Genomic DNA, 20,701 nt, shown 5'->3' with positions numbered 1-20,701 from the left:
ATGCGGTATAGGGTGACCGGCCGTGGTGCCGGCACGGATAGAAGTTAGATCGGGCATACGCCCGACATCGAGCGCTCCGAACCAAAGACTATTGACGTGTTGAGCAGGAGGGAAAGAAAGCCGATAACCACTTGTTGACGCACACGAGTTATCCACCGCCTGCCGGCGTCGTGGCCACATGAGGAGACCCCGCCGGCAGGCCGAGGATAACTCGTGGAGTCCAAAGAGAGAATCTGGCGATCAAAATCGCTATCGAGGGGGCTTGACTTCGAATACCCCATAGAAGCTATTTCGAGGCCACGCGCGCGTATCTGGAGCGCCACGGCAAACCGGTGGCGTTCTACAGCGACAAGGCGAGCGTCTTTTACGTGAAGCGCCGCGCCGAGACTGCAGGCAAAGGCGTCACCCAGTTCGGCCGGGCGATGTATGAGCTCAATATCGACACGTTCTGCGCGAACTCAAGCCCCGCCAAGGGCCGCGTGGAGCGCGCCAACCTGACGCTGCAGGATCGCCTCGTGAAGGAACTGCGCCTGCGCGGCATCAGCACGCTGGACGAAGCGAACGCCTGGGCCCCCGCCTTCATGGCGGCCTACAACGCCCGCTTCGCGAAGCCGCCCAGAAGCCGGTTCGATGCACACCGGCCGCTGCGTGCGGACGAGGATCTCGACGCAATCCTGACCTGGCGGGTACAGCGCAAGGTATCGGATTCACTCACGCTGCTGAACGACCGCGTGATCTGGCTGCTGAAGGACACGCCGGCAACCCGCCGGCTGATCGGCCGCTACATCGAGGTATGGGAGTATCCGGACGGTCGCATCGAGCTGCGGGCCGGTGGTGCAGCACTGCCCTGTATCCCCTATGACAAGCTCTCGGAAATCGACCAGGGCGCCGTGATCGAGCACAAGCGGCTCGGCCATGCGCTGCGCGTCGCCCAGGCGCTGCAGGCGCAACGCGATAACCGTCGCGTATCAGGCTCGCCATCCCGCACCAATCGCGGCGCCGCGGTACGCAAACCGAAACCATTGCCTGGCGCACGGAAGCAGCGCGAAGTGACGCTCGAGGACTTGAATGCGGCGGTAATGGGGACTCACCGCAACCCGGGAGGCTCGGTGCTAAAAACCCCCTCCAGATAGATATAAAGGACTGCAAAACAACCACACCCAGAACCAACCTCAACCCCGACATCTGTATTTAGCCGGGACCCCGACATCTGAAAATGGCTTTGACATTGTGTTGTAGTGGCTAAGTAGAAGTGTCCGCTTTCGAGCTGCCCGCAGGCTAACCGGCCACCGGTTCACATCGTCGCCCGGCGCAACTTCAGCGCGATATCGAGCTTCTCAATCCAGCCGACGTCGTCCAGGCTCGCACCAAGCAGCGCTTCAATGCGCTCTAGCCGGTAGTTCAACGTATTCGGATGAATGCCGAGTTCGGCCGCGGATTGCCCGCGCCGCTGTCCCTGTTCGAAATAAGTCTGCAGCGTCGCGACCAGTTCAGGCTCGTTGGCGAGTTGTTCGAGCAGAGAGACAAGGTAGCGCCGCGCATTCGCTGCATGACGCGCGCTTTCTTCGATGAGGATGCTCGAATACATTGCGACCTGCGGCCGGCCCTGGCTTTTTGGCGCGAAGTCCAAAGCCCTGATCGCTTCGTCAACCGTGGCCGCCCAGCCCGACGCGCCTTCGTTCATCAGACCAACGCCGATACGACGAAGCTCCGGCACCGCACCCGCCAGAGTGCTGGCCCGATCTGCCGTCAGGCGATCGATACGATTGATCGAATCGCCTCGCAGGCACGGAGCCCACAGAATCAGCCTGCCACGATGCCACGCCCGCACCAGATCGCCTGGCGCGGCAGCAAGATGACGCGCTGACGCAAGTGCGATGCGGTCGAGTTCCCGTTCGCGTTCGTACGACGTGTGTTCGGGCAGATCGATGTCGATGGCAAGCCCCACACGTGGTGCGGTGGAATCGAGTCCCAGCGCTTCCACTGTTTCCCGAAAGCCGTCGTGATCTTCCGGCGTATAAAAGACAATGTTGTAAAGCTGATGACGCAATGCCTCACGCCAGCGTGCTTGCTGATACTGCTCTTCGAGATAGCTTTGCGCGATGCTCTGCGCCATGACGTCAAAAAAGTCGAAAAGATACGGCGAGATGACGAACAGCAGTTCTTCAATGAGGCTTCTATCGTCTTCACCCAGCGCGATGTAAGTGCGCCAGATCTCACGCGATCCAATCCGGAAGGCCCGCAGCACGGATTGCAGCGGCACGCGCTGGTGAACGCGCCGGCGGCCGAATTCCTGAAAGCGATCCATGTCTTCCGCCGACGGCGGCTCACGCTTCAGAAGCGACTGGAACCACAAGCCGGCCGTCAATTCGATCGACGCTGCAATGTCCTGCCTGACTGACGGCATTAGGTCTTTATAGCCCTCGACGTCCATCAGAGTCTCGTATACGCATTCGTTCACGGCCGTCGGGTTGGCTGCAAGCAGCGCCGTGCGTTCGCGCAAGCTCTCACTGATCGTCGGGATGCTGACTATCATGGTTGGATTGCTCCCTGGAGATGAACAGGCAACCGGCAAAAACGAGGATTCCGGCTATTGTGCAACATTCGACTCAATCGGCAGCGTGAAACGGAACACCGTGCCGTGTGGCTCACGAGGCGTGGCCCACAGTCGTCCGCCATGGGCCTCGACAATCGAGCGGCTAATGGAGAGTCCCATGCCCATCCCGTTGGGTTTGGTGGTGTAGAACGAGCGGAACAATTGCTCTGTACTCCCAGGTGGAAGTCCTGATCCGGTGTCCCATACCTCGACTATCACATCGTTCGAGTCACTCCGCTCGGAGACGATCGTCAGCTCGCGCTGTCTGTCACTCACTGCGCTCATCGCCTCCGAAGCATTCATGACAAGATTGACGATCACCTGCTGCATCTTGACCCGGTCCCCGAGCACAGGTGGCAGGTTTGCGGAAAGCCGCGTCTGCAACCGCACGCTGTTTCTCTGCAACTCGGCATTGATCAGAGCCAGCACTTCGACAATGGCCTCGTTGACATCGACCGGATCCTCGCGTGGCGGCTCCTGCTTGACGAGCGATCGCACGTGGCCAACGACCTCCACGACCCGGTTGCCTTGCTTGAGAATGTGATTCAGCGACTGCCGTGCCTCCTCCAGCTCCGGAGGCTGGGCATCCAGCCAGCGCAACCCCGCCGTTGCATGCATGACGACCGCGGACACAGGCTGCTTGACCTCGTGCGCAATCGAAGCGGCCATTTCGCCGAGCATCAAGACGCGGTTCAGGCGCGCCATATCGGCCTGGGTTTGCTGCAACGCGTCCGCCGCCCGTTCGCGTGAATCGCGCTGTGCCTCTTCGGCCAGTTTTCGCTCCGTCACGTCGATGATCCAGCCCACCATCCGATAGGGCTGGCCGGAATTGTTCCAGAGCGCCTGTCCGCGAGACTGAACCCATCGGTATTCTCCCGACATGGTGCGGATACGATATTCGACGTCGTAGGCGTTCTTGTGCTCCAGATGCGCTGTGAGGCAGGCCGTCACCCGATCGATGTCTTCTGGATGAATGGCCTCCTGATGCACGCTCGCTTCATTGGGCAGGTCGTTTTCCCCGTAGCCCATGATTGCCTTGAAATGAGGCGAAAAGTACATCGCGCCCGTCTGCGGATTCCAGTCCCACAAGCCCGCCGTCGCGCCCCTCACCGCGAGCTGAAAGCGTTCCTCGCTCGCCCTGAGCTCCACCGCGACGCGGTGGCGTTCGATTGCGTAACGGATCGCGCGGCTCAGTTCCGATGCGCGGATATCCTTCTTGAGGAGATAGTCCTGTGCACCGTGCTGGATGGACAGCAGACCGACCGAATTATCGTCCAGTCCAGTGAGAACCAACACCGGCATGTCGGGCACCAGCTGCTGGAATTTCCTGAAGGTGTCGAGCCCCCCTTTTGCGTCCGGCAGCCCCAGGTCGAGGATCACCACGTCGAAATGCGCGGTCCGCGCGCGCGCGACACCCTCCGCCATGGATTCGGTGCGCACCACGTGGTACTTGAACTCCGCCACGTCCTCGAGCACCCTGTCGATCAACAGTGCGTCAGTCGCGCTGTCCTCGATCAGGAGGATATGTATTTCATGATCGATATTCACGATTTAGCGGGGGGTAGCGTCACGACGCCAAGCCAGAAGTCGTTGATGCTGCGCACGACTTGAACGAACTTCTCGAAGTCGACGGGCTTGGTGATGTAGCAGTTCGCGTGCAGGCCATATGACTTCGCCACGTCCTCCTCGGCTTTGGAGGTGGTCAGCACGACGACCGGAATGTTCATCAATTCCGGATCGGTTTTCAGCTCTTGAAGCACTTCCTGGCCGCTCTTTCGTGGCAGGTTGAGATCCAGGATGATCAGGCCGGGACGGGGTGCGTTTGCATGTTTTCCTTCGCGCTTGAGGAACTCGATTGCCTCCACGCCGTCCTCCGCAATGTGTAGCGGATTGAGCACCTTGTAATATTCCAGCGCCTCGCGCGTCATCATCACATCCGTGGGGCTATCCTCCACCATCAGGATATGAAACATCTGCTCGCTATTTTCGGAAAGCATCGTAGTCTCCTCTCTTTCGTGTTCGGCTTCAGATTGCGTTCTTGACGCCCAGCGTGAAAAAGAACGTCGCGCCCTCTTCTGGAGCAGACTCGACCCAGATCTGGCCGCCATGCTGTTCGACGATCCGCTTGCAAAGCGCGAGGCCAATCCCGGTGCCTGGATACTCTGCGCGCGTGTGCAGGCGTTGAAAGACCAGGAAAATCCGTTCGAAGTATTGCGGATCAATGCCGATCCCGTTGTCCTTGACCCAGAATAGCCACCCCTCGCCCTGGCGCGTCGCACCCACGTCGATCCGTACAGGGCGTGACTTGTCGCGGAACTTGACGGCGTTGCCGATGAGATTCTGGAACAGAAGCGTGAGGTGCGTCGGAATCGCCACCAGCGTAGGCAACGTTTCCTTCCTCACCTCGGCGCCGCTTTCCTCCATCGTGACGCTCAGGCTCTTGAGCGCCTGATCGAGTATCTGCGCGCAGTCAGTCAACTGGCGCGCGTCGTCAGAGCGGCCGACCCGCGAATAGGCGAGTAGATCGTTAATGAGCGCCTGCATCCGCGTCGCGCCATCGACCGCGTGTGAAATGAACTCATCGGCACGGTTATCCAGTTGCCCCTTGTATCGCATCTGCAGCATCTGCAAGGGGCCGGCGACTGCTCGCAAGGGTTCCTGCAGGTCGTGCGAAGCCAGGTAGGCAAATTGTTCGAGGTCCTTGTTCGAGCGGGCCAATTCGTCGGTTTTTCTAAGCAACTCATCTTCCGCGTGCTTGCGCGCCGTGATGTCGACCACGGCTGCGAGGACGAATTTCCCTTCGTCGGTCGACAGCGGATTCAGGCCGATCTCGACAGGAAATTCCGAGCCGTCCTTGCGCAACCCGTAGAGGTCACGGCCGGCTCCCATAGGGCGGCTCGTCAGATTGCTGTAGAACGACGCGCGATACTCCGGGTGGTGCGCACGGAAACGCTCCGGGACGAGTGCTTCGATGCTTTGCCCGATCAGCTCGTTGCGCGGATAGCCGAAGAGCTTCTCCGTTTGCGCGTTCACGAGAACGATCCGGCCATCGTGGTCCACCATCACCATGGCGTTAGGCGCCGCTTCCACCACCTGCCGAAAGCGCTCCTCCAGACGCCTGCGCTCGGTAATGTCGACGACGGCGGCCAGCACGAACGTGCCTTCGTCCGTCGAGACGGGATTGAGGCCGATTTCGACAGGAAACTCCGATCCGTCCTTGCGCCGCGCGTATAGATCCCTGCCCGCCCCCATCGGACGTGTCTTCAGGTCGCTGTAGAACGCGTCACGGTAGTCCGGGTGCCGCGAGCGGAAACGTTCGGGAACGAGTACCTCGATGCTCTGGCCAACCAGTTCATTGCGCGGATAGCCGAATAGTTTTTCAGTCTGCGCATTCACGAGGACGATCCGGCCATCGCGATCGAGCATCACCATCGCGTTAGGCGCCGCTTCCACGACCTGTCGGAAACGTTCCTCCTGCCTCCTGCGCTCGGTGATGTCGACGACGGCCGCGAGGACGAACGTGCCTTCGTCGGTTGAGACTGGATTGAGTCCTATTTCAACCGGGAATTCGGAGCCGTCTTTACGCATTGCGTAGAGGTCGCGGCCGGTCCCCATCGGGCGGCTCCGCATGTCGGTGTAGTATGCGCTCCGGAAACCCGGATGACCGGATCGGAAACGCTCGGGCACGAGCGCTTCGATACCTCTCGTCATCAATTCTTCACGCGCATAGCCGAACAGCTTCTCCGCCTGCGCATTCACGAGAACGATCTTGCCGGCACGGTCCACCATCACCATGGCGTTGGGAGCCGCCTCCACGACTTGCCGAAAGAGCTCGTTAGTCAGGCCGCTCAGTTCTTTGCGTTGCTCCATCTGACCTCCTGGCAAGAATTCTCGTTTTCAAGGTTGGAGCGTAAGGCCGGCGGTACACTGCCCTGGACCGCACCACCAGATCGTCAGACCGACTTCGCGAGTCGAGGCCTTGCGGGTTCCGTGTCGTTGTCGTTTCGCGACAGGGCATGGTTTTTATACTAGCAAACGCGTCGCACGCTGCAAGGATGCTGCCTTCCCGATGTGCCTTACGACTCACTTCCGCTACGCTTCACTGCCGCGACAGCGGCAAGGCCAGGAGCACGAGTACCCTCAAAATAGAGGTATTCAGCAGATGCCTGGCACTCCATCACGTGCGCTACATACATCCGTATTATTTCTGTTCCGGCATGCACGTACTATTCTTCGCAATGCGCTGCCGATATCATCCGCACACCTTCCTTTTTCTCGACGATCGGGGTCCTTCTCGTGGATACGTCTGAAGTTGTTACGATCGTTGACGACGATGAGGCAGTCCGTATCGCGACTGCGAACCTTGTTCGTTCGTTGGGCTGGAACGTACGCACCTTCGCATCAGCCGAGGAGTTCCTCGAATCCGGACACGTGGAAGACACCTCCTGCCTGATTTCCGACGTACGAATGCCTGGCATGTCCGGGGTCGCGCTGCACGCCCGGCTTCGTAGCCAGGGGAATGCACCACCCACCATTTTCATCACTGCGTTTCCAACTGCTGACCTGCACGCCGAAGTCATTGAAAACGGCGCACTGGTCTTGCTCGAGAAACCCGTTGCCGCCGACGACGTGGTGCGCTGGCTCAGCCTCGCGTTGAAGGAGCCGCCGCCGCAAGGCAATCTGTAATCGCCCGCTGGCGCACCCGGCCCCGCACGATGCCGCCGGGACGCCCGCAACACGGCGACGCTATCAGGAAGGTCCGTCCACTTGCGGTTTGAGGCCAAGTGCTTCCGCCTTTCTGACAAGATCCGGAACCGAGTTCGCAGCCAGTTTTCTCATTGCGTGTCCTCGATGAATCTTGACGGTGACTTCGCTGAGTTTCATCTGCGCAGCAATCTGCTTGTTCATCAGGCCCGAGATGACATAACGGACGACCTCCTGTTCGCGCGTGGTCAGCGAAGCAAAGGCAGCGCGCAGCGCGACAAGCGCCTGTTCGGCCCGCACACGTTCGCCGTCGCGCGCCAGTGCGTCGGTAACGGCGTCGAGAATCTCCTGGTCCCGAAACGGCTTGGCGAGAAAATCGAAGGCACCGGCTTTCATGGCTCTGACCGACATCGCAACGTCGGCGTATCCGGTCATGAAAACAATCGGCATCCGGATTTCGCTCTTTGCAAGCTCCTTCTGAAATGCCAGTCCCGTTTCGCCTTGCAGCCTCACATCGAGAATCAGGCAGCTCGGCACAGCCTTCTTCGGGAACGCCAGAAACTCGCGGCAGGCTGAGAAAGTCTCCACATGCAATCCGGCCGAGCGCAGGAGAGCGTTAAGTGCGATTCGCACCGCTTCATCATCGTCGATCACATACACCATCGACGGCGGACCATCAGACGCGCCCTTCGTCGAAGTCAAGCCAGATCCTGAACTCAACGGCTTCTCCTAATTTCAGGTCTTTCGTTCGGCCCTCTCGGCCGATTGTTGCCGCCCTATTCTGATTGCGGCCAAATGGGGTATCGGGGTTAGAAGCTTTTTGAAAGCTTGCGCGGGCGAGTCGAACGACGCCCGACAAATAGCGACGAGTGAAAAATACCGCAGCGGCTGCGTATCGGCAAACGTGCATGTGGTTGCCCGATTAAGGCGTTGGTCCAGGACGACTATATCTTCGTATAGCCAACGCGAGTGGCGCGTATTCACTCGCCCTCGGCGAACGACTTCGCGCTTCCTGACGACCTCCTTCGCACCGCTCCCGCCGTTTCCCTGGCGGCGCCAGCATCCAGATGACCCGAGCATACCCCTGTATGAACCGCTCACGCGAATGAAGAACCACGCCACCCGTTCGTACGATGGTTTTTCTCGCCTTGCACGCGTACCTTTGGTGTCATCGACGGAAAGAACTTGAGCTTCCACCACCGCACAGTCGATGACCTCATGATATCCGGCAACGATTAGGAGTCCACGATGTTCAGTGCGCTACATACATGCATTTTTGTGAGCAGCAACGCGTATGTCGAGTACACGTTCGTCCCGTGGCTCAACAAGAGCGTCTATCGCAGAACCGTCGATCTGAACGTGATCTGTGTCCAGTAGGTCAACCATTCGCACCATCCGCTTTTTGAGCGATCAGGAAATCTTTGACCGCTCCGTCAATCACCTGCTTTCGCAACGCCGCACCGGCATTCTCGCAAACGGAGGCGCTGCGTACCGCGGCCCATGCGGCGGGTGTCCGGTTGGCAGCTTCATACGGCCGTCCGACTACCGATCCGCGATGGAGGGCGTTCCGGTACGCTACCTGCCCGGGTCCGGGACCGGCTGGCCCCGTTACATGGACGCCGGCGTTGCCGCATTGTGTAAGGCCTTGTTGAATGCCGGGATCGATATTTACGACAAACGCACTGTCGCACTGCTGGTCTGTCTGCAAAACGTTCACGATATATACGGCGTCTGGGATTGGGCAGACAGGCTGCTATCGATCGCGCGTGAATACGGCCTGAGCACTGAATGCTTCCATTCGGTGCCGGAGGACGGTCCGGCTCCTGATTACAACGCGCGCTCTCCGGCAAAGCATCCACCTCGTACGCGGACAACGCAGGCTCGCGATTCCCCACGAAAGCGCTCGACCACGTCGCCCCCTCCTGCTGTGCAAATGTAGCCGCGAGTCGCCCACGATCCGCACGTAGCATCTGACGCCGGGCAACGGCTTGTATGACACCCCCGTGACAAGTGACGCAGAAGTCGGCGGAGAACGTGATCACCGCCGCCGCAATCGAAGTGAGCGCACAAATGTTCTCGATATTTTACTTAGGAATACAACGTTGTTTTCTTTTCATTGACTTCTTGAAGCACATGCTACGGAGGATCACAAAATGAACTGGCTGGTATTAACGCTGCGCAGCCATCCTGAGATAGCGATCTTTATGTCGCTAGGGATCGGATATTGGGTGGGGGGAAAGAGTTATCGGGGCTTCAGTCTCGGCGCCGTCACCTCGACGTTGCTTGCGGCCATCGCCATCGGACAGCTAGGCATTCCCATCTCCGCTAATGTCAAGTCGATATTCTTTTTGATGTTCCTCTTTGCCGTAGGTTACGGAGTCGGACCGCAGTTCGTCAGAGGCATCGCCAAGGATGGCATCCCTCAGGCGCTTTTCTCGGTTGTCCAGTGCGTCCTGTGTCTTGCCGCCCCCATTGCCGCCGCCAAAATCGCTGGTTACGGCGTCGGTTCCGCCGCCGGCCTTCTCGCTGGCTCACAGACCATTTCGGCGTCGATGGGGCTGGCGACGGACGCCATCGGCCGACTCGGACTACCCGCCTCGCAAACGAAGGCGTTGCTCGATGCCATGCCGACCGCCTATGCCGTCAGCTATATATTCGGCACGGTCGGCTCCGCCATCATCCTCGCCCAACTCGGCCCGAAGCTCCTGCGGATCGATCTCGTCAAGGCGTGCAAGGAATACGAAGCCAGCCTCGGCGGCACGCAGCAGATCGTCAGCGCGGGTAGCGCGTGGCACCAATACGAACTGCGCGCGTTTCGCATTGCGAGCGAGAGCCCTTTTGTCGGCCTGACCGTCCGCCAGGTCGAAGCCCTGGAAGCCGAGGGCATGCGTCTGTTTATCGAACGTATCCGACGCGGCACCGCAATCGAGGAAGCAAGGCTAGACTACGTCCTGACAACCGGTGACGTCGTGGCCGTCGCCGGGCGCCGCGACCAGCTCGTGTCCACGCTGGGCACAAACGGGGCCGAGATCGACGACGCCGAACTCCTCGCGGTTCCTGCCGAGGGAGTCGATGTCTATGTCTCCGCAAAGGATGTGGATGGCCAGACACTTCAGCAGTTGTCCACGCTTCCCGCGGCGCGCGGCGTTTTCATCCGCAAGATCAAGCGCGGCCCGACCGAGACGCCGATTCCCGTGCTTCCGAGCACGCAGCTTCACCGCGGCGACACGATCACGCTCGTTGGCCGGACCCAGGACACGACTGCAGCAGCCAAAGCACTGGGCACGCTCGACCGGGCGACCAATGCAGCGGACGTTGCCTTCGTCGGGCTGGCGATCACGATCGGTGCGCTCGTTGGCGCGATCACCATCAATATCGGTGCCGTTCCGTTGACACTCTCCACGGCGGGCGGCGCGTTGATCGCCGGAATCGTGTTTGGTTGGCTGCGCGCGATCCACCCGACGTTCGGACGTGTTCCCGAGCCCACGATCTGGTTCATGAACTCAGTAGGACTGAATGTGTTCATCGCCGTGGTGGGGATCACGGCGGGGCCGGGTTTCGTGCTCGGCCTGAAGCAACTCGGCGTCAGCCTCTTTCTGTGGGGCATCTTCGCGACCGCGGTCCCGCTGATTCTAGGCATGTTCATCGCGAAGTATGTGTTCAGGTTCCATCCCGCAATCGTGCTGGGTTGCTGCGCCGGCGCCCGCACGACAACAGCAGCCCTGGGAATGATCTGCGACGCCGCGAAAAGTCAGGTTCCAGGGCTCGGCTACACCGTCACCTACGCGGTCGGCAATACGCTGCTGACGATCTGGGGGATGGTCGTCGTCATGATACTCAAGTAGCCCCCACCGCCCCGTACGCATTCAATGAAGCGCACCCGGCGTGCCCTGTCACGCCGCCTCAGCAGTTGCATCACCCGGCAAAGCGCATCTTGCCGATGGCATGTTCAACCCCAGGAGATAGTCAATGGCTACGCCAATTGCAGCAGTGTCGTCGTATGAAGAGTTCAATATCAACGTGCCGGAAAACGAGTTTCCTCAACACGGGATCGCTGCACGGGCAGCAGAAGCACTCGTCCTCAGTCAGGAATGGACCGACACGAACCCGATGCTGAACATGTCATCGTTCGTCACGACCTTTGCCGAGCCTGAAGCGGTCGAGATCGCCAAGCGAAACATGTTCAAGAACTATATCGACCACGACATGTATCCGCAGCTTTTCGCCATGGAAACACGCATGGTGAGATGGCTGCATCAGCTCTGGAACGGACCGGAGGGCGTCGAACCGTACGGCACCGCAACGGTTGGCTCATCGGAAGCGTGCATGCTCGCCGGTCTCGCCCACAAATGGAACTGGCGCCAGAAGCGGGAACGGGACGGCAAGGACGCCACACGCCCCAATATGGTGACGGGCGGCAACGTCCAGATCGTCTGGAAGAAGTTCCTGCGCTATTTCGACGTGGAACCGCGGATCGTTCCGCTCAAGCCCGGTAACTATCGGCTAACGGCGGACGAACTGGAGAAGTACGTAGACGAAAATACGATCGCTGTCGTTGCCATCGCCGGGCAAACCTTCACCGGCGAGGACGACGACATCCAGGGGATTCACGACTGGCTCGACGCTTATGAAGCAAGGACCGGCATTTCGATTCCGATGCATATCGACGGCGCGTCGGGCGGCTTCGTCAACCCGTTCCTCTACCCGGACTACCGCTGGGACTTCCGGCTGCCGCGCGTCCAGTCCATCAACGCATCGGGGCACAAGTACGGGCTCACGCCGCCGGGACTGGGTTGGGTAATCTTCCGCCAACGCAGCGTGTTCAATGAGGACCTCGTGTTCTATGTGAACTACCTGGGCGGCGAAATGCCGACAGCTACGCTGAACTTCAGCCGCAACGCTTTCCAGATCGCCGTTCAGTACTATCAGTTCCTGCGCCTGGGTTTCGACGGGTATCAGCGGATCATGCGCCAGACGCTGGACAACGCCATCGCCTTGCGTCAGACACTCGTCGACAGCGGCTATTTCACGATCATGAACGAGCAGCAGCGCATTCCGGTGGTGGCCGTCACGCTCGACAAGAGCGTCACGAAGTTCAACGAATTCGATGTGTCCAACAAGGTCCGTGAAAAGGGCTGGGTGCTTTCCGCGTATTCGATGCCGGCCAACGCCGAGGAAGTCAAGAGCCTGCGCGTGGTGGTCCGCCCGCACATCAATCACAATGTGGCGCAGATGCTGGCGCGCGACATCGTGAATGCGTGCAAGTACCTCGAGACTCACGGCGGCAGCGCGACCGCACCGAAGCTGCACCAGCACGCGCCGGAGAACAGGTCGCCGGCGAAGTGCTGATTTGTCGGGCCGGATGTCCGGCCTTTCACTGATTGCTTATCTTTGGCGCCTCGGGCTCGTTTTTCTCGGGGCGCATCGCACTGACGTCAATCTTCAGCGAGGCTTAAGTTCCACGGGCGCATCGGCGCGATAGCCACCACCGAGCGCCTTCGTCAACGCGACCTCCTGACTAAGCACCTGCCCGTTCAGCGCGAGCAGTGCGACCTGCTCGGCAATCACCGGCTGGCGCGCCTCGAGCGCCGCGAGCTGGCTGGTCAGTCCTCGCTGCCAGGACGCTTCGACACTGTCTCTCGTGAACGTCACCGATTCGATGCGCTGCTTTTGCAAATCGGTTTCGGCGTCGAGCGCCTGCAAACGGCTACCCGTCTGCGCGACATCGCGAACCGCATTGAGCACGGCCTGGTTGTATTGCTCGATCAACAGGTTGCTCCCCTGGCGCGCGCCGCTCAAGTTCGCGTTGAGCATGCCACCATCGAAGATCGGCAGGTACAGGCCCGGAATCAAGTTGATCTGCCGGCTTGCGTGCGTGAACAGATCGGCGAGATGCAAGGCGTTGTAGCCGAAAAACGCCTTGATGTCGAAACTCGGATAGAAGGCCGCCTTCGCCGAGTCGATCCGGTCGAAGGACGACTGCACATACCAGCGCATGGCCTGCAAGTCGGGGCGCCGGGCGAGAAGCTCATAGGAGAGCGTCGCCGGCAAGGCAGCCTGCGAGGCCGGCAGTGCAACGGGCCTGATCTCCGGCAAGCCGTCGGGTCCCGCACCGGCGAGCGCCCGCAACGATTCCCGAAACTCCTTGATCTGTGCCTGCGTGGATACGATCTGCTGTTCGACGGCCATCTGCTGCGCACGTGCCTCTTCGAACTGCGTACGGGGCTCGAGGCCGCGCGCCGCGCGCGCCTCGTGCGCCTGCACCGCAAACTGCGCGATCTCGTGTGATTCGTTCAATAGATCGATAAGCTGGTAATTCGTCTGAATGCCGAAATAGAGCTGCGCGACATCGGCCGATATTTCGAGTTCGACCGCCGATGTCTCCGCAAGCCTCGCGTTCGTCACGCCAATCGAAGCCGCAATCTGCGCGCGCTGCTTGCCCCAAATGTCGACGTTCAGGCTAGCGCCCAGTCCGACGACGCCCTCGGTGTACCACGGGCCCGTGAGACCCAACGCCGGCTCGTTCTGCGCGAACGGTCCAAGAAACCCGTTCGCCGAGACATGCTCGCGATCGAGCAAGGCAAGCGCACTGACTTGCAGGCTCGATCCTGTCCTCACGAGGTCGACGTCCGACTTTGCCTGCGCCACGCGGGTGCGCGCGATCACCATCGTCGGAGCATTGGCGAGGGCCTGGTCGATTAGCGCGTCGAGCTGCGCGTCGTTGTAGCGCGTCCACCAGCGGGCGGCGGGCCAGCCGTCGCGCGCGAGATGGATATCGTTCGCGAGATTGATCTGCGTGGGCGCGATCTCGGTATACGGCGGGCTGTCATGGCGAATCAGCGCGCAGCCCGGCAGCATGGATGCCATCCACGCGATACACAGGCAGCGTCGGTGCCACGACACGCGTCGCCAATGCGCCCGCGCGATCATGATCGCAGTACCTGTGACGATGGCGCCCCAGCGGGCTCCGGGAGGCCGGCGTCAGCAGCCCATTCCGGCAAGCCCGCGACCTGCCGCGACAGCTCGTCCGCGGCCTCGAAGAGCGGTGCGCCAGTCGCGAGCGCCGGTTCGCCGGCTTGCGCAACGACCTCGATGCGTCGCGGTGCGCGGGCTGCCGGTGGATTCGCTGCCAGTCCCTCCGCATATCGGGCAAGCTCGGCTGATGCCTGCTCCTGGGCCGTACGCACGGCTTCGGCGGTTCCTGGGTCGGATACTTCGGCCTGCGTCGCCAGCGTACGCAACGCATCGCCCGCCAGCATGATCTCGCGCCCCTGTGCGAGAACGGTTTGCGCGCGCAGCGTCAATTGCGGCTGGTCCGTTTCCCGCCAGTCGGGCTCGAGTGCGACACGGGAGAGCGTCGCCTCGCAATCGGCCAGCACGGCCCAGGCCTGCAATTGGCGCTGTGCGTAGGGTAATTCGTCATGCCCGGCCACACCGGTTTGCGATGGGCGCAATTGAGCGGCGATCGCCCGCAGCATGGTGGCGAGCTTCTGCCGCAGCACGTCGCCCTCGCCTTCCCGCCAGAACGACATCTGCACGAAGGTCGCGACGCCAACGCCCAGCAGGATGCCCACCATGCGGTCGCGGATTTCCGTGAGATTGATGACTGGGCCGAATCGCGCGAGCAATGCCAGCGAAAAGGTGAACACCAGCTGGATGCCGGCGTAGCCGATTCGCTCCGAGCCGGCCGCAATCCACGCCCCGAACGCGATGACGGGCAGCGTCATCAGCAGCAGCCCCGTTATTTCGTCGAGGCGCGGTACGACGAACACGACCATGAACAGCGCTAGCGCACTGCCGATCGCGGCCCCGGCAAGCCGCAGCAACGCACGCTGTGCCGATGCGCCGAGGCTTGGCAGCGCGACGATCAGGCAGGTCAGCATGATCGTATGGGCGCCTTGCCAGTCTGCGGCGTTATAGAACACGTAACAGATCAACACCGCGAGCAATGTCTTCAGTGAGAAGCGTGCATAGGCCGGGTTGGTCCACGCGTCGGGCGCGACCATCGGTTCGCTCGGAGCGGAAGCGCCTGGCGTCGCGTCGCTCGCGAGGAGGTCGGCGTAGGCATGCAGCGCCCGCTGCGATTCCGCGGCTGCGGGAATCGTGTCGGCGGCGTTGCGTTCAACGGCAGTGACGGTGCTCACGTAGCGATACGGCTCGCCCAGCGCCACCGATTCGTCGAGCGCGCGCACGTTCGCATGCAGTTCGTGCAGCATCTTCAATTGTGCCGCCGACGCGCCTCGCCACTCGCGCGGCAGCTCGCTCGCCGCGCGATAAAGACGCGATACCGTCGCGATGCATGCAAGTTGCGTCGCCTGATGCTCGCGATAGTGGGCGTCGCGCATCGTCGCGAACCGCAGCAGCTTTTGCAGCGTCAACGCGCCTTGCTGGACGTCCGCCGACGTGAGGGGCGTAAGCGGCGCATTGCTCGCGCCGCCCTCGATCAGCTGCACGAGCCGGACGTCGAGCGCCTCAAGTTGCCGATGAATCTCCGCCTTGAGTTGCAACTGCGGCTCCGCCGGCAACAGCAGCGTATTGACCAGTAGCGTCAGCGCGATCGGATAGTTGACGGCCACCCACACCCACAATACCGCGCGGATCAGAAGGTCGGCCTGGTCGGTCCGGTCGACGAAGCTCTGCACGTAGATGACGACAATGGCGACAATGAAGAACACCACGCCGATTTTCAGCACGCGAATCAGGTACGCGCTGCAAAAGAACACCAGACTCGCAATGACGATGCGCACCAAAGGATAGTCGTACGTGAACTTCAGCAGCAGAATCGACAGGCCGATGCCGAGCGTCGATCCCAGAATGAACATGATGCCGACGAGCCGCGTGAACACCACGTTCGACTGCGTGACGTAAAACACCACCAGCAGCGACAATGCAAGTTCGGGCACTTCGAGCGCCATCGATACTACGATCACGATCGCGCTCGTCAGCATGCACCGCAACGTCACGTTCGTCCGCCCGGGGAACGTCGCTAGCTCCTGCTTCAGGAATGCGCCGGCATCGCGCAGCGTGTCGGGCAGGTAGTCGGCAGCGGCCATCCGTGCTCCTCAATGGCCTTCGCCGCGATCGCCGCGTCCAGGCCACAACACGGCCACGGCTGACGTGCCGACACGAAACAGCTCAGGGTTCGGATTGCCCACGAGGATCTTCACCGGGAAGCGTTGCGAAACGTGCACCCAGTTCAGCGTGCGCTCGATGCGCGGCAGACCGCCAGGCAGGGCAAGGCCGGCCTCATCCGAAGCGATGCCGTAGCCGATCGAGTCGACTACGCCGTGAAAGCGCTGCCCCGTGTCGCTCATCAGGTAGACGGTGGCGGGCGTGCCTGCGCGCACTCCCTTGAGTTCGGTCTCGCGAAAGTTCGCGACCACATACCAGTGGCGCGTGTCGATCAACGTAAAGACCGGTTTGAGTGTGGAAGCGAACTGCCCCGTCGATGTCTTCAGCGACACAACGCGTCCGTCGAATGGTGCGCGCACCGTTGCATATTCGAGGTGCAGTTCGGCAATCGCGATCTCGGCCATGATGACGGCACGCTGCGCGACCAGCGCGTCTACCCCGCTCACGGCCGCAGCCGCCTGCTGGGCCTGTAGCTGCGCGGCGCTGAGTTCGGCCTCGGTTGCGCGCTGCGCGGTGCGTGCGCGGTCGACATCCTCTGCCGACACATAGCCGTGCGAGAGCAGCGGCTCCATCCTGTGCAAGGTGTCGGACGCCTGATTCGCCGCGGCACGGGAGCGTTCGACTGCCGCGCGCACCGACTGTGCGTTGTACTGCTGCGCGTTCACTGTGCGCTGAGTCAGTTCGATCTGACGATCGAGCGCGACGAGCGATGCCTTGCCTCTCGCCAGCGCATCCTCATACGGACGTGGATCGATGCGGAACAGCAAATCACCCTGCTTTACGGCCTGGTTGTCGCGCACCGCCAGTTCGACGATGCGGCCGTTGACCTCGGGCACGACATCGATCGTATCCGCATAGACATAGGCATCGTCGGTACGAGGCGAGCGGTCCAACAGCCGGATCACGAAAATGAGCAGCAACAGCGTCGGCACGACCAGGAGAACCGCCGGCCACGCCTTCTTCCTGGTCTTGCTCGCACCTGTCGCCATTAGCTCACCTGAAGCGGATTCAATATTGGAACAACGCCAGCCAGAGGGCGAGTGACAGGAATGCGACCAGCGTGGGATACACCACGGCAGCGGGCGCAAGCAGGTGGTCCGCCGCGAAGCGCTTCAGAACCAGATAGATGACGACCGTCAGCACGACGCCCGCGACGATGCAAAACAGCCAGTCCGGAAAGTACGCGCCGAGCACGTTGAGCGAGGGCGAGTAGTTTGCGCACCCTGAAACGGACATCGTTGCTATCACGGCGGCGCCAATTGGACGCTTCGGATCCCCGCCCGCGGTGAGTGGCATCTGTCACTCCGCCTGCCAACCGGATTTCGCCCCTGGCAATTGCACGCCAATGTGTGAAAAGGCGTCCCCTGCTCGCAAGGCTGCATAAGTCGCTACGAAACGGTGCGCGTCATGTCTTAGCAGCGCAGCCTCGACGGCGCCAAAAGCGCGTTCCATTTCTGAGCGTCCTGCAGGCGTGGAATAGCCACTCTCAACAATGTGAGCCGCTTCTCCTTTCAGTCGGCAGATGAGGCTGGCGGCGCACCGGCTGTCGAGCGTCCCGTCGAGAACGGATCCCTCGATCGCGGTGACCAGTGCCGCCACCGCAACGTCGGATGACCCATCGGCACTGTTGTTATCCACCGAACCTTGCGACTCATGCATACGATTCTCCTATTGGCCAATCACGCGCAACCGGCGATGTGCAATGTCTTCATTGCGCAGCTTTCGTTATGGACGATTCAGCGCCATCCTGCAGGGGATCGCACGCGTTATCGTCGTTCGCGCGCGCGAGCGGCAGCCGTAGTGACACGTCTTCGTCGCCCGCTGCTTTCGTATCCTTTGGTGTCCATGCAGTGCGATATATCTCGACGACATAGTCGCGGGCGTCGCACTGCTCGCTAAACAATCGTTCATAAAACCCTCGGTGTCGTTCGTGCGCCGACATGTCCAGAACCCAGCACACTGCCAGCACAAGCAACGCCCATACGAATCGCTCGGTAAGTCTCATTCCAAACGCCCCTGACTTGTCAGAGCGACGCGGCCCGCGTGCCATTCTCGTGGGGCGGTGCACAGGCGAAAGCCAGAAAAACGAGCTTGCTTCCGCAGTCGACCAGCGAGATCAGCGGCATCCACAGCGAATCGCCGAACGCAAGCGGAAGCCTGGAGCCGAGTGCCAGAATGCTGACGCCGCAGAGAAACGCGAAAATTTCGCGAGCAAAGCGGACATTCATGACCACGGCGAGTCCGGCGATCACCACGATAAGGTTGGCGGCGATGGCGGAAGCAAAGTCCCTGTTGCCATTTCCCGTGACGAAGTCCAGCGCCGTTTCCACCAGAGACCACCAGCAGATCAGCAGCGTCGCGATCATGAGGGCGTGACCCGCAGTCGGCTGGACGTCATCGTGCACGACGTTGCCCGAAGTCGCTTGAATTAGGGGTCCAAAATCATTTTCGGCTTGCCTGAACATTTCCCGCCTCTTCGCGTCGCACCTTCGTTCTCGAGCCGGCGCCAGTGATTGGGGCATCGAAAGCGAGCCGCGAAACTGTACCGTCCACGCTTGCAAGGTAGCCCGGCAACGCGAAGAAATCTATTGTACGAACGGGTCGGTGGTCCTGACTCGCTGTTTGCCCGACTCATCCTTTGGTATATGCCGGGGCCAGCGCAGAACACGAACGAACGGAGGAAACAGCGCTTATCTGGCACGCGCATTTTTCATGAGGTGCTTGCCTCGGAGTCCACGCCCTGCCGCAGTTTCAGCAGGTCAAGCAGCATGCGCTCGCATTGCGCCGTAAGGTCGCCAACAGACTGGCCCGCTGCCTCGCGCCGCGCACCGTCGATGATCGCCTGCTGCATATTCGGCGTCAGTTCGGGCGACCCCAGCGCTTTCCACCATGCGGTCATCGGTCCGGTGAACTGATCGAGAAAATTTTCGATGCCGCCTTTTCCGCCGCCGAGATGAAACAGCATGGTCGGCCCCATCAATCCCCATCGCAGTCCGGGGCCATGACACACCGCGGTATCGGCATCCGCCACGCTCACCACGCCCTCTGCCACGAGATGCACCATCTCCCGCCACAACGCTGCCTGTAGCCGGTTCGCCACAAGGCCCGGCACCTCCTTGCGAACACGGATGGTGCGCTTGCCAAGCGACGTATAGAAGGCCGTGACCTTGTTGACGGTCTCCTCTGACGTCTGTTCGCCTGCAACGATCTCGACGAGCGGAATGAGATGCGGAAGATTGAACGGATGCCCGATCACGCAGCGTTGTGGATGGGATTTGCAACCCGCCTGGATGTTGCTCATCGTGAGGCCGGAGGAACTCGAAGCAATGGGGACGTCGGGTGGAAGGAGAACGTCCAGCCCTTCATATATCGCGCGCTTCAAGTCGATACGTTCGGGACCATTTTCCTGGACGAAGCCAACGTCCGCCACGGCGCCCGGCAAGTCGCGCGTGAAGGTGAGACGGGAGCGCGAGGCTCGGGGCGCGAGGCCAAGCGCTTCGAGCGCCGGCCACGCCGCGTCGACATACTGCCTCAAGCGCTGCCCGGCGTCCGGCCCCTGGTCGAATGCGACGACGTCGAGTCCTTTCGCGAGAAACAATGCGGCCCAACTCGCGCCGATCACTCCCGTGCCAATCACCGCGACACGGTTGATTTGCTTCGTCACTGAGACGTTCCTTATAGTCAGATGCGCAATGCATGGCGTCACGAACGCGAGGGACCCCGTTGTCGCTCACACGCCATGCTGGCGCCCAGCCTGGGTATTCAGGCAGAAGTTAATTCAATCTAGCAATGTCACGACGGCAAAACATTGGAGAATCCAACGAGAGTCTTTGTGCACTTCGACAATCGCGTCCCGCCGAGGCCGAACGGCGGCGAATGGACGGGGAGGAAGGGGAAATTGAACGGTCGTACGGCGCATCGCCACGACTGGCGAAGCGCCGGCACGTACCCGTTATTAATGTGACCGGACCCTAGCAGGCCGCTGAAATACAGCCCAACGGAGACGGCCTTGTTCCGCTTACGCGGCTCCTGCCGCAAAATTTTTCAGATTGCGCAATCTCAACGCGAATTCAACGTTGTTTCGGCGGTTTGAGGCTACTTTTTTGGCCTCATTGCCGCTTTCCCGCCACTATGGACGCACCTGTGCCAGCGATCGCATGCGCACAAGGTTGTAGGCCGCCATATTCAACACGAACATCTGGTCCACCTTCTTCAAGCCACGCACCATCACCTGGCGCATGCGCCCCACGGTCTTGGCCCAGCCGAAAC

Annotated in this window: 17 protein-coding genes and 4 pseudogenes; 6 read left to right on the top strand and 15 right to left on the bottom strand. The window is 61.0% G+C overall.

The annotated features are described in order from the left end of the window. Positions 1-284: 284 nt before the first annotated feature. Positions 285-1,133, top strand: a pseudogene (locus E1N52_RS41375) (transposase family protein); the annotation flags it as partial. A gap of 161 nt (positions 1,134-1,294) precedes the next feature. On the opposite strand, the gene E1N52_RS41370 reads toward E1N52_RS41375, so the two are convergent. The 5 genes and pseudogenes from E1N52_RS41370 to E1N52_RS45140 all read right to left on the bottom strand — a co-directional run. Then, positions 1,295-2,536 carry a PucR family transcriptional regulator gene (locus tag E1N52_RS41370; RefSeq protein ID WP_133190711.1) on the bottom strand — a complete coding sequence of 414 codons (1,242 nt, stop codon included), beginning with the start codon at positions 2,534-2,536 and terminating at the stop codon, positions 1,295-1,297. Positions 2,537-2,590: 54 nt separating this feature from the next. Next, on the bottom strand, positions 2,591-4,147 hold the full coding sequence (locus E1N52_RS41365; RefSeq protein ID WP_425468209.1) for a PAS domain-containing protein: 1,557 nt from the start codon (positions 4,145-4,147) through the stop codon (positions 2,591-2,593). Beyond that, a complete protein-coding gene (locus tag E1N52_RS41360; RefSeq protein ID WP_133190707.1) occupies positions 4,141-4,593 on the bottom strand; it encodes a response regulator in 453 nt (150 codons plus the stop codon). The genes E1N52_RS41365 and E1N52_RS41360 overlap by 7 nt, the downstream gene beginning before the upstream one ends. A gap of 28 nt (positions 4,594-4,621) precedes the next feature. Next, the gene (locus E1N52_RS41355; RefSeq protein ID WP_281282839.1) at positions 4,622-6,091 is read right to left on the bottom strand and encodes a sensor histidine kinase; all 1,470 of its coding nucleotides are present in this window, start codon (positions 6,089-6,091) and stop codon (positions 4,622-4,624) included. Continuing rightward, positions 6,074-6,466: pseudogene (locus tag E1N52_RS45140) on the bottom strand (PAS domain S-box protein); the annotation flags it as partial. The gene E1N52_RS41355 and the pseudogene E1N52_RS45140, both read right to left, overlap by 18 nt. A gap of 426 nt (positions 6,467-6,892) precedes the next feature. Here E1N52_RS45140 and E1N52_RS41350 point away from each other — a divergent pair. Next, on the top strand, positions 6,893-7,282 hold the full coding sequence (locus tag E1N52_RS41350) for a response regulator transcription factor (RefSeq protein WP_133190703.1): 390 nt from the start codon (positions 6,893-6,895) through the stop codon (positions 7,280-7,282). Between the two features lie 63 nt (positions 7,283-7,345). Here the strand turns inward: E1N52_RS41350 and E1N52_RS41345 are convergent, their stop codons facing one another. After that, positions 7,346-7,963, bottom strand: a complete 618-nt coding sequence (locus E1N52_RS41345; RefSeq protein ID WP_133190713.1) for a response regulator transcription factor — start codon at positions 7,961-7,963, stop codon at positions 7,346-7,348. A gap of 585 nt (positions 7,964-8,548) precedes the next feature. On the opposite strand from E1N52_RS41345, the gene E1N52_RS45415 reads away from it, so the two are divergent. The 4 genes and pseudogenes from E1N52_RS45415 (at position 8,549) to gad (ending at position 12,649) form a co-directional block, all read left to right on the top strand. Continuing rightward, positions 8,549-8,677 (top strand): hypothetical protein, encoded by a 129-nt coding sequence (locus E1N52_RS45415; RefSeq protein WP_281282838.1) that lies wholly within the window; start codon positions 8,549-8,551, stop codon positions 8,675-8,677. Positions 8,678-8,684: 7 nt separating this feature from the next. Next, positions 8,685-9,089 (top strand): annotated as a pseudogene (locus tag E1N52_RS45135) (hypothetical protein); the annotation flags it as partial. Positions 9,090-9,453: 364 nt separating this feature from the next. Further along, positions 9,454-11,145, top strand: coding sequence for an aspartate-alanine antiporter (gene aspT / locus E1N52_RS41335; protein WP_133190701.1), 1,692 nt, complete (start codon positions 9,454-9,456; stop codon positions 11,143-11,145). 124 nt (positions 11,146-11,269) lie between these two features. Beyond that, the gene (gene gad / locus E1N52_RS41330) at positions 11,270-12,649 is read left to right on the top strand and encodes a glutamate decarboxylase (RefSeq protein WP_133190699.1); all 1,380 of its coding nucleotides are present in this window, start codon (positions 11,270-11,272) and stop codon (positions 12,647-12,649) included. A 93-nt stretch (positions 12,650-12,742) separates the two neighbouring features. Here gad and E1N52_RS41325 read toward each other — a convergent pair whose 3' ends face one another. From E1N52_RS41325 to E1N52_RS41285, 9 genes and pseudogenes are all read right to left on the bottom strand, one after another. After that, positions 12,743-14,167, bottom strand: coding sequence for an MdtP family multidrug efflux transporter outer membrane subunit (locus tag E1N52_RS41325; protein WP_133190697.1), 1,425 nt, complete (start codon positions 14,165-14,167; stop codon positions 12,743-12,745). Between the two features lie 59 nt (positions 14,168-14,226). Beyond that, on the bottom strand, positions 14,227-16,353 hold the full coding sequence (locus E1N52_RS41320; protein ID WP_133190695.1) for an FUSC family protein: 2,127 nt from the start codon (positions 16,351-16,353) through the stop codon (positions 14,227-14,229). Positions 16,354-16,362: 9 nt separating this feature from the next. Then, the gene (gene mdtN / locus E1N52_RS41315) at positions 16,363-17,421 is read right to left on the bottom strand and encodes a multidrug transporter subunit MdtN (RefSeq protein WP_133190693.1); all 1,059 of its coding nucleotides are present in this window, start codon (positions 17,419-17,421) and stop codon (positions 16,363-16,365) included. Positions 17,422-17,440: 19 nt separating this feature from the next. Next, the gene (locus tag E1N52_RS41310) at positions 17,441-17,728 is read right to left on the bottom strand and encodes a YtcA family lipoprotein (RefSeq protein ID WP_133190691.1); all 288 of its coding nucleotides are present in this window, start codon (positions 17,726-17,728) and stop codon (positions 17,441-17,443) included. A gap of 3 nt (positions 17,729-17,731) precedes the next feature. Further along, positions 17,732-18,091 carry a hypothetical protein gene (locus tag E1N52_RS41305; RefSeq protein ID WP_133190689.1) on the bottom strand — a complete coding sequence of 120 codons (360 nt, stop codon included), beginning with the start codon at positions 18,089-18,091 and terminating at the stop codon, positions 17,732-17,734. Between the two features lie 49 nt (positions 18,092-18,140). Beyond that, the gene (locus tag E1N52_RS41300) at positions 18,141-18,437 is read right to left on the bottom strand and encodes a hypothetical protein (protein WP_133190687.1); all 297 of its coding nucleotides are present in this window, start codon (positions 18,435-18,437) and stop codon (positions 18,141-18,143) included. Positions 18,438-18,456: 19 nt separating this feature from the next. After that, positions 18,457-18,897 carry a hypothetical protein gene (locus E1N52_RS41295; RefSeq protein ID WP_133190685.1) on the bottom strand — a complete coding sequence of 147 codons (441 nt, stop codon included), beginning with the start codon at positions 18,895-18,897 and terminating at the stop codon, positions 18,457-18,459. A gap of 245 nt (positions 18,898-19,142) precedes the next feature. Beyond that, on the bottom strand, positions 19,143-20,096 hold the full coding sequence (locus E1N52_RS41290; protein ID WP_133190683.1) for a 3-hydroxyacyl-CoA dehydrogenase NAD-binding domain-containing protein: 954 nt from the start codon (positions 20,094-20,096) through the stop codon (positions 19,143-19,145). A gap of 465 nt (positions 20,097-20,561) precedes the next feature. Then, a pseudogene (locus E1N52_RS41285) lies at positions 20,562-20,701 on the bottom strand (IS5/IS1182 family transposase); the annotation flags it as partial.

Origin of the sequence: Paraburkholderia guartelaensis (assembly GCF_004353905.1) — a bacterium.
Classification (GTDB): Bacteria; Pseudomonadota; Gammaproteobacteria; order Burkholderiales; family Burkholderiaceae; genus Paraburkholderia; species Paraburkholderia guartelaensis.
This window is presented reverse-complemented; position numbering and strand designations above follow the sequence as displayed.